This is a genomic window from Verrucomicrobia bacterium S94, from assembly GCA_004299845.1.
Lineage (GTDB): Bacteria > Verrucomicrobiota > Kiritimatiellia > Kiritimatiellales > Pontiellaceae > Pontiella.
In genome coordinates, this window is sequence record CP036201.1 from 1821267 (window position 1) to 1833568 (window position 12302).

The following is a 12302-nucleotide window of genomic DNA, read 5'->3' on the forward strand; positions in this document are numbered from 1 at the left end:
TGCGTATTCCGCCACATCGTTTTTCATTTTGAGTTACCCCTTGTTCTTTATGTTTCTACCGCATGATATTACAAAGTCTCTGATAGAGTTGCAATAATGCCGCATAAAAAACAAGCAGGATGTCAGTCCTGAATGGTGCTAAGTTAAGCGAAAAAATAAAGGTAAATAAGCTTCGGAAATACTGCCGAAATGATACCAAAAGTTTAAACTATCCGGTATAAATTTGATCTCTCGCAGAGGCGCTGAGGACGCAGAGGAATTCAGTTATAAATGGTTCCGCGCTCTCTGCGTCGCTGCGCGGAATAACGCTGTCGTTAAGACCGGAATGTTTTAGTAAACGGTATGAGTTCGTTTTCGTTATGCTTCGTTATGCGAAACACAACTCCTATTTACCCTTCGGACAGGCACCCTGCATCCTGGAAATCCATTTATACAAGACATAGAAGAACTTATTGTAGAAGCCCAGCAACTAGTGTCCTGATTCATAAATAGGTTTATTTAACTTCGTTCTTGCCCGATTGATTTTTTCCAGGATGTCTTTGCCTTTGGCAACCCAGCGATAGGGCTTGGGGTCAGCGTTCCGGGCCAAGATGTATTTTTTTATGCTCGTCTCTAATTTTCTGACGCTTGTGAAGCTTCCATCACGGATGCACTCACTGGTGATATCGGCAAAGAAACGCTCTACAAGGTTCATCCACGAGCTTGAAGTCGGCGTAAAGTGAACATGAAAGCGGGGATGCTTTGACAACCATTTGCTTACCTCCTTGTGCTTGTGGGTGCAGTAGTTGTCGACAATCAGATGCAACTCTAATTCTTTCGGGGTCTCCCGGTCGATCTGCTTAAGGAAACGCAGCCATTCCGTATGAGTGTGCCTCTGTTCTGTTCGCTCGATTATAGTGCCTTCGATATAGTCGAGGGCTGCGAACAATGTGGTTGTTCCATGGCGGGTATAATCATGGGTTTTGGTTTGAATGTGACCGACACCCGGCGGAAGACCGGGCTGGGTTCTTTCCAGTGCCTGGCACTGACTCTTCTCATCGCAGCAAAGCACTAACGCCTTTTCCGGTGGATCGAGATAAAGGCCAATGATATCCCAGAACTTTTCCTCAAATCGGGGATCATTCGACACCTTAAAGGTTTTGATCAAATGCGGTTTGATCTGGTTGCTGTTCCATATCCGACGAACGCTCGTAGCCGAGATTCCAGACTCCTTGCTCATGCTGCGGGTGCTCCAGCGGGTCCGCCCTTCGGGAGGTTGCATGGCTTTTGTTATAACCATCTCAACTTTCTCCGGCGGGAGAGAAGGTTTGCGTCCTCGACCGGGAGCATCGCAAAGCCCATCAAGTCCCTGCTCCAGAAACCGACGGGTCCACTTGGAAACAATCACATGGCTGATATCAAGTTCGGCGGCTACATCCTGTTGTTTTTTACCCTCGGCCCGCAGCAGTATAATGCGAGCCCGCAAGCAATCTCGCTGGGATGTTTTTCCTGAACGCACTCGACGCTCGAGTTCATTGCGCTCGTCGTCATTGATTTCTATTTGAAGAATTGGTCTACCCATGCAAACCATCATGCCATAACCTTTTATAATGTAAACTTAATTGCGGCGCACTACACTAGAGCAAGCTCAATATCGGAAGCTGTACAGACGATGAAATTACGTAACAAAAAAACCTCCCTTCAGCCCGACATATTCGCACTCCCTCGCTTGACTCTTCCATATGGTAAATCCATACACACATAAAAACGACATTAAACATTGATGACGGAAGCGGCGCGTTTGACGGGTATCAAGGAAAAGACCACGTTGGTCCGATAAGGGCTGGAAGCGTTGATCGCGCAGGAAAGCGCACGTCGCCTGGCCGCGCTCGGCGGAACGGAAAATGACCTTAAGCCGGTGCCGCGCAGCCGGAGTGCCGCCTGATGGTTCTGGTCGATACGTCCGATCGATCACCTGAATTCCGGGAATAAAAAACTGACCGCTTTGCTGAATGATGGTGAAGCGGCAATCCATCCGTTCGTCATCGGAGAGCTGGCCTGCGGGAACCTGAAAAACCGTCAGGAGATTATTTCACTGCTCCACGCCTGCCCCACCTTAATAAGGCGGAGGACGACGGAATTCTCTTTTTTATCGAAAAGTACCAGCTGATGGGGCTGAGCATCGGCCTGATCGATATTCACCTACTGGCCTCCTGCAAACTGGGTAACGTGAAACTCTTCACCAAAGACAAGCGACTGAATGCCGCTGCCGAAAAGCCGGAATTGAAACACAGGTAGACTCAAACCCCGAGGAACTTTCCGAAAAAGGACTTTTTCTTTTTTTGCTTTTCCAGACGCTCAAGCTGTCTGCGGGTCTGCTCATCTTTTTCAGCCTGTTTTTTCCTACGCTCTTCAGCTTCCAGCCGGCGTCGTTCCATATCCCGCCGCTTGGCTTCGGCCCGCTCTTTTTCCCGCCGGTTTTTTTCCTCCCGCATGAGCTGGGCCTGATTTTTTTTCTTCACCTTCCGGCTCACTTTTTTCTTTTTCTTTACAGAAGCCGGAGCCTGCCCGGCACCGGCTTTTCCGGCTGAGGAATCGGCTTTCGGCAGACTGTCCAGAAAGGCAAGGTGCTCATTGAGCACACTGCGTTTCGGCTCCGGTTTATGAATCGTTGGCAGACTGTTTAGAAACGAAAGGGTATCATCCATACCACTTTCTCGCGGTTTTGCACTTGTATCAAATGAATCAGATCTATCTTCAACTGTTCCTGCACCCGATGACTCGGGAATCCCATTTTCCAACTTCATTTTCAAACCTTGTTACATCTAAAAAAACCAATATTAAATTTGAGGTATTCCGGCGTCGATACCTAAAAGGCACAGAAATAAGCAACCCCCAGCCATTTCCCGCACCACTTTGCCGCAGAAGACTCTCAGCCCTGTACATTTTCATAAACGCAGAAGAAACTGAGGCTTCACCGCTAAGCGTTCAGGTTTTTCTGTTCATATGGCCAGTCGGCCACCGACTCCAACACTAAACCTGTTGCACATGCCGGCCGAGTACTTCAATCAGTCGTTTGCGGCTGATCGGCTTGGAAAGATAAGCCGTCATACCGGCGGCAGTACATTTTTCGATATCCTCTCTCATGGCACTGGCGGTGAGCGCAATGATGGGTACATCACAATAAGGCGCCGGCATTTTCCGTATTTTTCTCGTACTTTCAAAACCATCCATCACCGGCATTTCGCAGTCCATCAGCACCGCATGGTATTCGATTTTCCGAACCTGAAGCACGGCATCGCGTCCGTTTTCAACCGTATCAACACGGCATCCGGTTTTCAACAGAAGATCCTCTGCCACTTTCCGGTTCAGGCGATTATCCTCTGCCAGCAGAATATGCATATTTTCAAAGTGCAGCTGATGCGGACCACTCTTTTTCGGACGATCTGAAAGACCGGTCGGTGAAGCCACTGGAAGCAGCAGATTAAAGTAAAAGGTTGTGCCCTGCCCGGTCGTGCTGCTGACACCGAGTATACCGCCCATCAGCTCCACCTGTCGCTTACTGATGGCCAACCCCAGAGCGGCGTCATCCGGCTGGGATTTCACAAATTCGCCGGTATAGACAAATTTTTCAAAGACCCACTTCTGTTTCTCCGACGGAATACCGATACCGGTATCTACAACCTCAAAATAGACCGAAGCACCGGTATCACTGATGGACCGGCATTCCACCAGCAGACGGACCGATCCGGAATCCGTAAAGGCGAACGCATTGGCGAGCAGATTTCCAAGTACCTTCTCCAGCATTCCCCGGTCGCCTATAAGAAGTTCCGGAACATTATTTTTGCAGGCACACTCCAGATAGATCCCTTTCTGTACGGCATCCCGGCGGAACCGTTCCTCCAGCTCCGTACACAATTCACGCATATCAAAACGTTCTGACAGCGTTTCCATCTGCCCGGATTCAATTTTTGCGATGTCGAGAACGTGGTTCAGCACCTCTTGAAGCCGTTGCGAAGAACCTTGGATAATCTCCAGATACTCCTTCTGCTTAGCAATCGGAAGCTTCTCATTCAGCAACTGCCCGGCCCCGACAATATTATTCAGCGGTGTCCGGAGATCGCGGCTCATAGCGGCCAGAAATTCACTTTTAAGCTGACTCGACCGCTCCGCCTCCTGCCGGGCCTGATGCGCCATTTCGAGCGCCTCTTCCGCCATCTGCCGCGCAGCATGAATTTTATTATCAGCCTCTTTCCGGCCGCTGATATCCCGCACATGGATTTCCAGATGACGGATACCATTCACCTGCTGCAGACACGGCACCATTTCCACATCCAGCATCCGGAACGCATCGCTCTTTATCATGGTTTCCCAGCGAATCGGGCGGCCTGCAAACCACTCCGATAATTTTCCTGCGAGTTCCCCCTTCTGCTCATCGGAAACCAGATCATAAATCCGCTGGGCGGTAAGCGTCTCCGAATCGGTATGGAGCAGTTCCACGGCTTTCCGGTTGGCCGCCTTCAGCCGCCCGTCCTTTTCGGCGATCAGAATCGCATCCGATGAATCTTCAAACAACTGCAGCACCCGATTCCGGCTTTTTTCATAACGTTGTTCCGCCTCTTTCGCCTTTGCCCGAAACAGGACATTCGCATAGAGGGATGCGCCCAGAAGGATCAGGACAAAAAATAAAACTATAATAACCGCTGTACTCATAAACACCCGCAATCCATTAAGACGTTTAAAACTTAGAGCACCCGGCATGCCAAATAGACCGCACCTGCCCCGAAGAAACATAAAACCTCACTCAATGCCTTTTTGACAAAACGACACGGATCGAGCATAGATAACCGATTATGACGAAAAATCCCCGCCTTCCCATCTGGCTATCCGCATTCGGTTTCCCTGGCCTTGGACAATTTATCCAGAGGCGCTGGATCGCCGGAATTCTGTTTTCCGGCGGTTTTCTGACCGGTTTTTTCTGGGTTCTGCTGCTGGCGATTCAGAATATAATTAAACTCTATTCTATGGCCTTCGATGAAACGATGACCGATCCCCAACCGGTTTCGATTTCCGCATTCGGCCGACCGCTCCTGCTGGTGACGGTCGTCTATCTGGTCAATCTGTTCGATGTCTTTATCGCCCAGCAGAGAATCGCCACCCGGCAGCACGAAGAAGAATTCCTGAAAGCCCATGCCCCTCCGATTCATGAAATATTTAAAACCCTGTTGAACCATTACGGCGAGCAGCATTGGTGGCCGGCCGAATCGCGGCTGGAAATGATGATCGGGGCGATCCTGACCCAGAATACCGCCTGGAGCAACGTGGAAAAAGCGCTTTCCAATCTTCGGAAAAACAACGCACTCGATTTCCGAAATCTGGAAAAAGTTCCTGCGGAACAGCTCACTCAATGGATTCAACCGGCAGGCTTCTTCAATCAGAAAGCGGCCTACCTGCAGGAAATGATTTCCAACATCCGGAACAGATTTGACGGCTCGCTCGACGTACTTTTTGCCTTAGAAAAATCCGAACTCCGCAAAGAGCTGCTGAACTGGAAAGGCATCGGCAAAGAAACCGCCGACTGCATCATCCTCTACGCAGCCGCAAAACCGGTCTTTGTCGTCGACGCCTACACCCGGAGAATCTGCAGCCGGCACCACTGGATCGACGAAAAAACGAAATATGACGAAGTCGCGGACCTGTTTACCCGCAACCTTCCGGAAAACGTCCAGCTCTTCAACGAATTCCACGCCCTGATTGTTCAAACCTGCAAAGACCACTGCACCGCCCGCAAACCCAACTGCAAAGACTGCCCACTTAAAAAATTTCTATAATCCACAGATTACCCATATTAGAGGATTCTAAATCCAGGTCATCCGTGAAATCTGTGGATAGTTATCCGTCAAGCTTCTGCTTGAGCATCTGCATCACAGCACCGGGGTTGGCTTTGCCGCGACTGGCCTTCATCACCTGCCCCATCAGGAAGTTGATGGATGCCGCATTGCCGGCTTTATATTCCTCAACCGGTTTCGGATTATTGGCAATGGCTTCATTGGCCCAGTTTTCAAGTGCGGAATCGTCAGAAACCTGTGCCAGTCCTTTTTCATCCATAATCTGCTTCGGATCGCCGTCGTCATTGAAGACGGCTTCAAAGATCTGTTTCCCCCCGCCGGTACTGATGGTTTTCGCGTCAATCAGCGCAATAATTTCGGCCAGTTTTTCCGGCGTCACTTTACAGTCTTCGATAGAAGAATCCGTTTCCGACAACAGCCGCAGCATCTCTCCCATGATAAAGTTGGAAACCGCTTTGGCATTTTTCGTGTGCGTCATCGTTGCTTCAAAATAATCGGAAGTGGCCTTATCGGCCGTCAACACGCCGGCATCATATTCCGGCAGCCCCAGCTCTTTCACATACCGTTCACGACGCTGCGCCGGAAGTTCCGGAAGTTCGGAACGCCACTGCTCCACCTGTTCCGCCGTGATTTTCACCGGCATCAGATCCGGTTCCGGGAAATAGCGGTAGTCATGCGCGTCTTCCTTTGTACGCTGAACGAAGGTTTCACCGCGGTCCGGGTTATAACCCCGCGTCTCCTGCTCCACTTTTCCTCCGGCTTCAAGCACCGCAATCTGACGCTCGATTTCGTATTCGATGGCATCTTTAATGAACGCAAAGGAATTCATGTTTTTAATTTCCACCTTGGCACCGAGTTCCTCCTGGCCGACCGGGCGCACCGAGACATTCACATCGGACCGCATCTGGCCTTTTTCCTGATCGCAGTTGGAAATACCGCCATACTGCATGATCTGCTTCACAGCCGTCATATAGGCCAGCGCATCTTCCGAGGAATGCATACAGGGATTGGAAACGATTTCCATCAGTGCGGTTCCGGCGCGGTTGTAGTCCACCAGCGACGCCCCGGAAACGTGCGTGTTTTTCGCCGCATTTTCCTCCTGATGAATCCGTTCAATGGTGAACGTTTTCATTTCACCGTTCACTTCAACGGTAATTTCACCCCCGAGACAGATCGGCTCATCGGCCTGGGTGATCTGATAGTTCTTGGCCATGTCCGGATAAAAATAGTTTTTGCGGTCCCATTTACTGTAGGGATTGATTTCGCAGCCCAGCAGCAGCCCTGCCTTGCAGATCAGCTCAATGGCGTGCTCGTTCATCACCGGCAGTGCACCGGGATAGCCCAGACAGACCGGGCAGACATGCGTATTCGGCTCCGCGCCGTATTCATATTTGCAGGAGCAGAACATTTTCGTTTCCGTCTTCTGCATGATGTGGGTTTCGAGACCGATTGTTGCTTCGTATTCCATGATGAATGATCCGTGAGTCGTGATACGTAAAATTAAAGTTCCGGCTTCTGTTTATGCCATTCCGTCGTCTGCTCATAAGCATGGCCGATTTTGAGAATGGTTTCCTCCTGAAAAGCATCTCCGATGATCTGCAGCCCGATCGGCATGCCGCCGGTGGAAAACCCGCACGGCAGCGACAGCGCGCAGTTCCCTGCCAGATTGACCGGTGTCGTCAGAATATCGTCAAGATACATCTTCAGCGGATCATTCGTCTTTTCACCTTTTTTATAGGCCGGCGTCGGCGTGACCGGTGCCAGAATGGCATCGCACTGTTTAAACACTTCGGTAAAATCGTTGCGGATCAGTGTACGGACTTTCTGCGCCTTTTTATAATAGGCATCATAATAGCCGCTGCTCAGCACATAGGTGCCCAGGATGATACGCCGCTTCACCTCCGGACCGAAACCGGCCGCGCGCGTTTTCCCATACAGGTCCGCCGGATCTTTCCCATCAATCCGCATGCCGTAACGGATACCGTCAAAACGGGCCAGATTGGCAGACGCTTCAGCCGTGGCGATAATGTAATATACGGCAATCGCATATTTGGCATTCGGCAGACTGACATCCACAATTTCCGCCCCGAGACTTTTGCAATGCTCAACCGCATCACGCACGCATTTTTCAACTTCCGGATCCATGCCTTCCACGAAATATTCTTTCGGCAGTCCCAGTCTCATCCCCGCCAGCGACGTATCGCCGGTAAGTTTTTTTCCAAATTCCGGAACGTCCATCTCGATGGATGAAGAATCCATTTTATCGTGCCCGCAGATCGCTTCCATCAGCATCGCGGAATCTTTCACTGTTTTAGTGATCGGTCCGATCTGATCCAGCGAGGAAGCAAAGGCCGTGAGACCGAAACGCGAAACACGGCCATAAGTCGGTTTCACACCGACACAGCCGCAGAAGGCCGCCGGCTGGCGAATCGAACCACCCGTATCAGAACCGAGCGAAGCAATCGCTTCATCTGCCGCCACACAGGCCGCCGAACCGCCGGACGAACCGCCCGGCACATGCTCGAGATTCCAGGGATTGGATGTTTTACCCAGAGCCGCATTTTCAGTGCTCGATCCCATGGCAAATTCATCCATGTTCACGCGTCCGAGCAGAATCGCACCGGCCTCGCGTAACCTGGCAATCACCGTTGCGTCATACGGCGCCGTATAACCTTCAAGAATTTTTGAAGAGCAGGTGCAGGGCTGCCCTTTTACATTGAGCAGATCCTTGATCGCCACCGGAATGCCAAGCATGGGCAGCTTTTCACCCGCCGCACGACGCTCGTCGGCCGCACGGGCCTGGGCCAGCGCATCTTCACGGTTGAGGGTCAGATAAGCCCCCACTTTATCATCGTTGGCATCAATGGATGCCAGCACATCGTTGACAATTTCGACCGAGGTGCACGCACCCGCAGCCAGTTTTTCGGACAGTTCTGAAAGGGTAAGTCTATGTAGATCAGCCATGGGAATTCCTACTGGTCGATAATTTTGGGGACACGAATCTGACCGTCGGCAACGGACGGAGCATTGGCCATGACCTCCTGGTGATCCAGGCTGGTGCCGACCTCGTCTTTACGGAAAACATTGAAAACCGGAATGGCGTGTGCCGTCGGTTCAACATTGGAAACATCGAGCTCATTCAGCTGTTCAACATAGTGCAGCACCTGTTCGAGCTGGCCATGAAACAGATCTTTTTCTTCTTCGGTCAGATCAATGCAGGCCAGTTTCGCAACATACCCCACATCTATCCCGTTATTTTCTTCGGACATAATTTTCCTCAATTTCCAAAAATAAAGCCCGCAGTATAAATAAACTGCGGGCACGCGCAACTTCCAAGACTTGGAAGATTAATCGCCATAGGCCTTTTTCCGCATACTTTCAGTGAGAATATACGGATACATCTCCTGAATGAAACTGATGAGATCCTTTTCGTACGCCGTCCCTTCAGCCTCCCGCTCGCCCTGTACGGCAATATAGGCCCAGCGATTGGCCTTCGACCGGACAACACGGTCCCAGGCCAGCCAGAACATCCGGGCATAATGCGATGGCGTTTCGTGGTCCTGCCCCACAAACCAGTAGGCATAAAATGAATAGTATGGTTTTTCGCCCTCTTCCGTCCGAAAAGTACGCGAGGTTTTAATGACCCGCACCGTCAGCGGATCGCGCCCTTCAATCGGCACTTCAAGATTATATTCCCCATCGAGGGTATTTCCCTGCCCTTTAAGACAGCGCTGCGGACGGTGAATCGAATCGCGCGCGGTTCCCGAAAGAACAATCGAAGTGAAAAGCCGAGTTCCGGCAGCATTCGTATAGGCGGACTTTACAAATTCCGTATCCTCCGGCAGCTGCTCTTTTTCAGCCCGGGCCATATTGTAAAGGGTTGCCCCGCATTTCGGACAAATATCCGGAATCTCAAGTTCGCTGACATAAAACGATGCATCACGGTAATCTTTGGCGCACGCATCAGGGTTATGACAGAATTTCAACTGATTCCCATGCCAGTTTTTCACTTCCTGCGGGAGTTCCATTTTCACCCCCGGAACAAAGTCGAGCTCCACCCCCACCGTAAAAGCAAGCGCAAACACCGCCACCGTCATCAGAATGACAACCGTCAGGAACGGTTTAAATAGGCTTTTTTCCATGATACAAAGAGTTCCTTATAATTTACATCCAGTAGCTTTCCGAAACCGACCATCAGGCTGATCGCTACGGTAAACAGCACATAGCCTGACCAGTCATGATGCAGCGTGGTACCGAATTCCTGCCCGGTAGTGATCGACACCAGCGCAATAGAGATAATACGGCCGATGTTACCTGCAACCGCAATCGGAATGCAGCAGAGAAAAAGCAGCCATTTCTTCACAAAGGTTTTCTGAGTAAAATAGGCATAAACCGCCGTCAGTGCCGTCATAGCCAGCAATGACCGCAACCCCGAACATGCGGCCTCCACATTCAGCTGGAAATAATCAGAAATCAGCTGCGTACCGACCCGCTGCACCTGAATCCCCATATCGGTGAGAATGTTGTGCCCCATCGTTGTCGCGACCCGCTGCAACGGCCCGGACAGCGCATCCAGAAAGTTAAGCGGAACACAGAAAATCAGATACGAACACGGAAAAATCAGCAGTTTCGCCACTTCCCAGCCATAAAAATAAAACGGGATCCCCCAGATCAGACCGATCAGTGCCATCAGCGACAAACGCGGCTGCTGCATTTTTGCACCCAGCCAGTGAATAAAAAGAGAACCGATTACTACAACCAGTCCCCAATAAGAGCTCCTCTTCTTCGCCGCAAAAAAATCCTCCCGCTTGTACCAGATCACACCCAGACTAACAAACGGGATCAGATAGCCGTGCGAATAGTCCGCACCGAACGAAATTTTATCTCCCCAGCGGGCAACCATCCAGACAAACGCCGACTTACTGTCCACATTCTCAACCGTATTTCCAAACAGATGAAACAGCACAAACAGCATGCCGATGATCACCGACGCAAAGCCGATATTCATCAGCTCCGTCTTCGACAGCGCCCCCAGACGCCAACGGTCGCTCCAGATCAACGCATTTGAGGTTTTAACTTCTTCCATAATCAGGTTCCCATGCAATATTCGCCAGTTTCGCAATCTATACCAAAAAACTCCGGAAACTCAAGAACCGTTGCTCCCCCCCTTTCCTCCAACCAGTCGCTGCCGGCGCAAATCCAGCCTCGAAAACCTCTTCGATTCCCTCACCCCCCGTCCTGTTCATTTTTTTACAAAAAACGGCTTGCAAAGAAAACGGCCGTGCATACTATAGGCGCTCCTTTCGAGGGAAACGCGAGCGTAGCTCAGTGGTAGAGCCCCACCTTGCCAAGGTGACTGTCGTGAGTTCGAATCTCATCGCTCGCTCCAGTTTAAACCCGGTTTGCACCGCAAACCGGGTTTCTTTTTATTTTGAAGGTTGCAATTTAAACCGGATTTACGGATTTTATCTCCCTTTATGGCACCCCGGTAGCTCACCTGGACAGAGCGACGGATTCCTAATCCGTAGGTAGGAGGTTCGAGCCCTCTCCGGGGTACCAGTCTTTTTTTGCCCATTCAGCGATCTGTTCAATATCGCCGGCACCGATGATCAACAGCAGGTCGCCTTCACAGAGCTCTTTTTGAATCACACCCCATGCGGCTTCCAGAGATGGAAAATAATGGAGCCGGTTTTTCCAGTCTTCAGAAAACCACTTCATTAAGTCCTCGGTGGTGCCGCCGGACAATGGCTGTTCGGAGGCGGCATAAACCGGGACGAGCCAGAGTTTTTCCAGTCCCCGGAAGCTGCGCGGATAATCTTTTCCGAGAGCCAGGGTGCGCGTGTAGCGGTGCGGCTGGAAAATACCGAGCAGCCGTTGAGGGCTGAGTTCCTGCGCGGTCTGAATGAGAGCGGCAATCTCGGTCGGATGATGGGCATAGTCGGAAACAATGCGGATTCCATCCTGATTGAACACCGTTTCAAACCGCCGTGCAACGGGCCGGATATTTTCCAATGTCCGGAAAATCTCGGCATCGGTTTTCCAACGACTGGAAACCGCGCGCGCGGCCGAGGCATTCCATTGGTTGTGGATTCCGGGAATCGGAAGCTTCAGCCCTGCCATTAAGCTGTAAGGTTCGCATTTGGGGTTTCCGGAACAGATGCGTGCGGCAACGGGATCTGCGGAACAGTAAAATACGGTCTTTTTGGTCTGCCGGATGAGCTTTTCGAAACACCCGATAAATGCGGCTTCGGAGTCGTGATGCTCCATATGATCGTATTCGATATTGGTAATGATCGCGTAGTCCGGCGAATACCCGGAAACCGTGCCGTCAGATTCGTCAGCTTCCACCACCATGATTTCACCGTCGCGGGCGACTGCACCGTCGAACCCTGCAATTTCCCCACCGACAAAAAAGCCGCAATCGAGAATCTGGGCAATCATCGCTGAGGTCGTTGTTTTACCGTGCGTGCCGCT

11 protein-coding genes, 2 tRNA genes and 2 pseudogenes are annotated in these 12302 nt (G+C 51.0%); 6 read left to right on the forward strand and 9 right to left on the reverse strand.

Annotated elements, in window-relative coordinates:
• Positions 1 to 469 precede the first annotated feature (469 nt).
• The gene (locus EGM51_07590) at positions 470 to 1561 is read right to left on the reverse strand and encodes an IS630 family transposase (protein QBG47262.1); all 1092 of its coding nucleotides are present in this window, start codon (positions 1559 to 1561) and stop codon (positions 470 to 472) included.
• A gap of 179 nt (positions 1562 to 1740) precedes the next feature.
• Between EGM51_07590 and EGM51_07595 the strand changes: the two are divergent.
• Together EGM51_07595 and EGM51_07600 are read left to right on the forward strand one after the other, a co-directional pair.
• Positions 1741 to 1924: pseudogene (locus tag EGM51_07595) on the forward strand (type II toxin-antitoxin system VapB family antitoxin).
• Positions 1924 to 2277 (forward strand): annotated as a pseudogene (locus EGM51_07600) (type II toxin-antitoxin system VapC family toxin). The pseudogenes EGM51_07595 and EGM51_07600 overlap by 1 nt, the downstream one beginning before the upstream one ends.
• A gap of 2 nt (positions 2278 to 2279) precedes the next feature.
• Here EGM51_07600 and EGM51_07605 read toward each other — a convergent pair.
• Positions 2280 to 2687 (reverse strand): hypothetical protein, encoded by a 408-nt coding sequence (locus EGM51_07605; protein QBG47263.1) that lies wholly within the window; start codon positions 2685 to 2687, stop codon positions 2280 to 2282.
• Positions 2688 to 3012: 325 nt separating this feature from the next.
• Positions 3013 to 4773 carry a response regulator gene (locus EGM51_07610; GenBank protein ID QBG47264.1) on the reverse strand — a complete coding sequence of 587 codons (1761 nt, stop codon included), beginning with the start codon at positions 4771 to 4773 and terminating at the stop codon, positions 3013 to 3015.
• 248 nt (positions 4774 to 5021) lie between these two features.
• Here EGM51_07610 and EGM51_07615 point away from each other — a divergent pair, with 248 nt between their 5' ends.
• Entirely contained in the window at positions 5022 to 5810 is a 789-nt protein-coding gene (locus EGM51_07615) for an endonuclease III domain-containing protein (protein ID QBG49271.1), read from the forward strand.
• A gap of 61 nt (positions 5811 to 5871) precedes the next feature.
• On the opposite strand, the gene gatB is transcribed toward EGM51_07615, so the two are convergent.
• The 5 genes from gatB to EGM51_07640 all read right to left on the reverse strand — a co-directional run bounded on the left by gatB (position 5872) and on the right by EGM51_07640 (position 10914).
• On the reverse strand, positions 5872 to 7296 hold the full coding sequence (gatB, locus tag EGM51_07620) for an Asp-tRNA(Asn)/Glu-tRNA(Gln) amidotransferase subunit GatB (GenBank protein QBG47265.1): 1425 nt from the start codon (positions 7294 to 7296) through the stop codon (positions 5872 to 5874).
• A gap of 32 nt (positions 7297 to 7328) precedes the next feature.
• Positions 7329 to 8792 (reverse strand): Asp-tRNA(Asn)/Glu-tRNA(Gln) amidotransferase subunit GatA, encoded by a 1464-nt coding sequence (gene gatA / locus EGM51_07625; GenBank protein ID QBG47266.1) that lies wholly within the window; start codon positions 8790 to 8792, stop codon positions 7329 to 7331.
• Positions 8793 to 8800: 8 nt separating this feature from the next.
• Positions 8801 to 9097: an Asp-tRNA(Asn)/Glu-tRNA(Gln) amidotransferase subunit GatC gene (gene gatC / locus EGM51_07630; protein QBG47267.1), complete on the reverse strand. Its 297-nt coding sequence runs from the start codon at positions 9095 to 9097 to the stop codon at positions 8801 to 8803.
• A 78-nt stretch (positions 9098 to 9175) separates the two neighbouring features.
• Positions 9176 to 9970 carry an exosortase-associated EpsI family protein gene (locus EGM51_07635; protein ID QBG47268.1) on the reverse strand — a complete coding sequence of 265 codons (795 nt, stop codon included), beginning with the start codon at positions 9968 to 9970 and terminating at the stop codon, positions 9176 to 9178.
• Entirely contained in the window at positions 9940 to 10914 is a 975-nt protein-coding gene (locus tag EGM51_07640; protein ID QBG47269.1) for an exosortase/archaeosortase family protein, read from the reverse strand. Before EGM51_07640 ends, EGM51_07635 begins: the two co-directional genes overlap by 31 nt.
• Before the next feature lie 228 nt (positions 10915 to 11142).
• On the opposite strand from EGM51_07640, the gene EGM51_07645 reads away from it, so the two are divergent.
• Positions 11143 to 11217, forward strand: a tRNA-Gly gene (locus tag EGM51_07645).
• Between the two features lie 93 nt (positions 11218 to 11310).
• Positions 11311 to 11387, forward strand: a tRNA-Arg gene (locus EGM51_07650).
• Here the strand turns inward: EGM51_07650 and EGM51_07655 are convergent.
• Complete coding sequence (locus EGM51_07655) at positions 11346 to 12095, reverse strand: hypothetical protein (GenBank protein ID QBG49272.1); 750 nt, start codon at positions 12093 to 12095, stop codon at positions 11346 to 11348. The two genes, EGM51_07650 and EGM51_07655, sit on opposite strands and share 42 nt — an antisense overlap.
• On the opposite strand from EGM51_07655, the gene EGM51_07660 reads away from it, so the two are divergent.
• Positions 12087 to 12275 (forward strand): hypothetical protein, encoded by a 189-nt coding sequence (locus EGM51_07660; GenBank protein QBG47270.1) that lies wholly within the window; start codon positions 12087 to 12089, stop codon positions 12273 to 12275. The two genes, EGM51_07655 and EGM51_07660, sit on opposite strands and share 9 nt — an antisense overlap.
• Positions 12276 to 12302 lie beyond the last annotated feature (27 nt).

Excerpts from the sequence above, each read along its gene's own strand:
- EGM51_07590 (QBG47262.1), bottom strand. The coding sequence starts at position 1,561 with ATGGGTAGACCAATTCTTCAAATAGAAATCAATGACGACGAGCGCAAT.
- EGM51_07605 (QBG47263.1), bottom strand. The coding sequence starts at position 2,687 with ATGGATGATACCCTTTCGTTTCTAAACAGTCTGCCAACGATTCATAAA.
- EGM51_07610 (QBG47264.1), bottom strand. The coding sequence starts at position 4,773 with ATGTTTCTTCGGGGCAGGTGCGGTCTATTTGGCATGCCGGGTGCTCTA.
- EGM51_07615 (QBG49271.1), top strand. The coding sequence starts at position 5,022 with ATGACCGATCCCCAACCGGTTTCGATTTCCGCATTCGGCCGACCGCTC.
- gatB (QBG47265.1), bottom strand. The coding sequence starts at position 7,296 with ATGGAATACGAAGCAACAATCGGTCTCGAAACCCACATCATGCAGAAG.
- gatA (QBG47266.1), bottom strand. The coding sequence starts at position 8,792 with ATGGCTGATCTACATAGACTTACCCTTTCAGAACTGTCCGAAAAACTG.
- gatC (QBG47267.1), bottom strand. The coding sequence starts at position 9,097 with ATGTCCGAAGAAAATAACGGGATAGATGTGGGGTATGTTGCGAAACTG.
- EGM51_07635 (QBG47268.1), bottom strand. The coding sequence starts at position 9,970 with ATGGAAAAAAGCCTATTTAAACCGTTCCTGACGGTTGTCATTCTGATG.
- EGM51_07640 (QBG47269.1), bottom strand. The coding sequence starts at position 10,914 with ATGGAAGAAGTTAAAACCTCAAATGCGTTGATCTGGAGCGACCGTTGG.
- EGM51_07660 (QBG47270.1), top strand. The coding sequence starts at position 12,087 with ATGCTCCATATGATCGTATTCGATATTGGTAATGATCGCGTAGTCCGG.
- EGM51_07655 (QBG49272.1), bottom strand. The coding sequence starts at position 12,095 with ATGGAGCATCACGACTCCGAAGCCGCATTTATCGGGTGTTTCGAAAAG.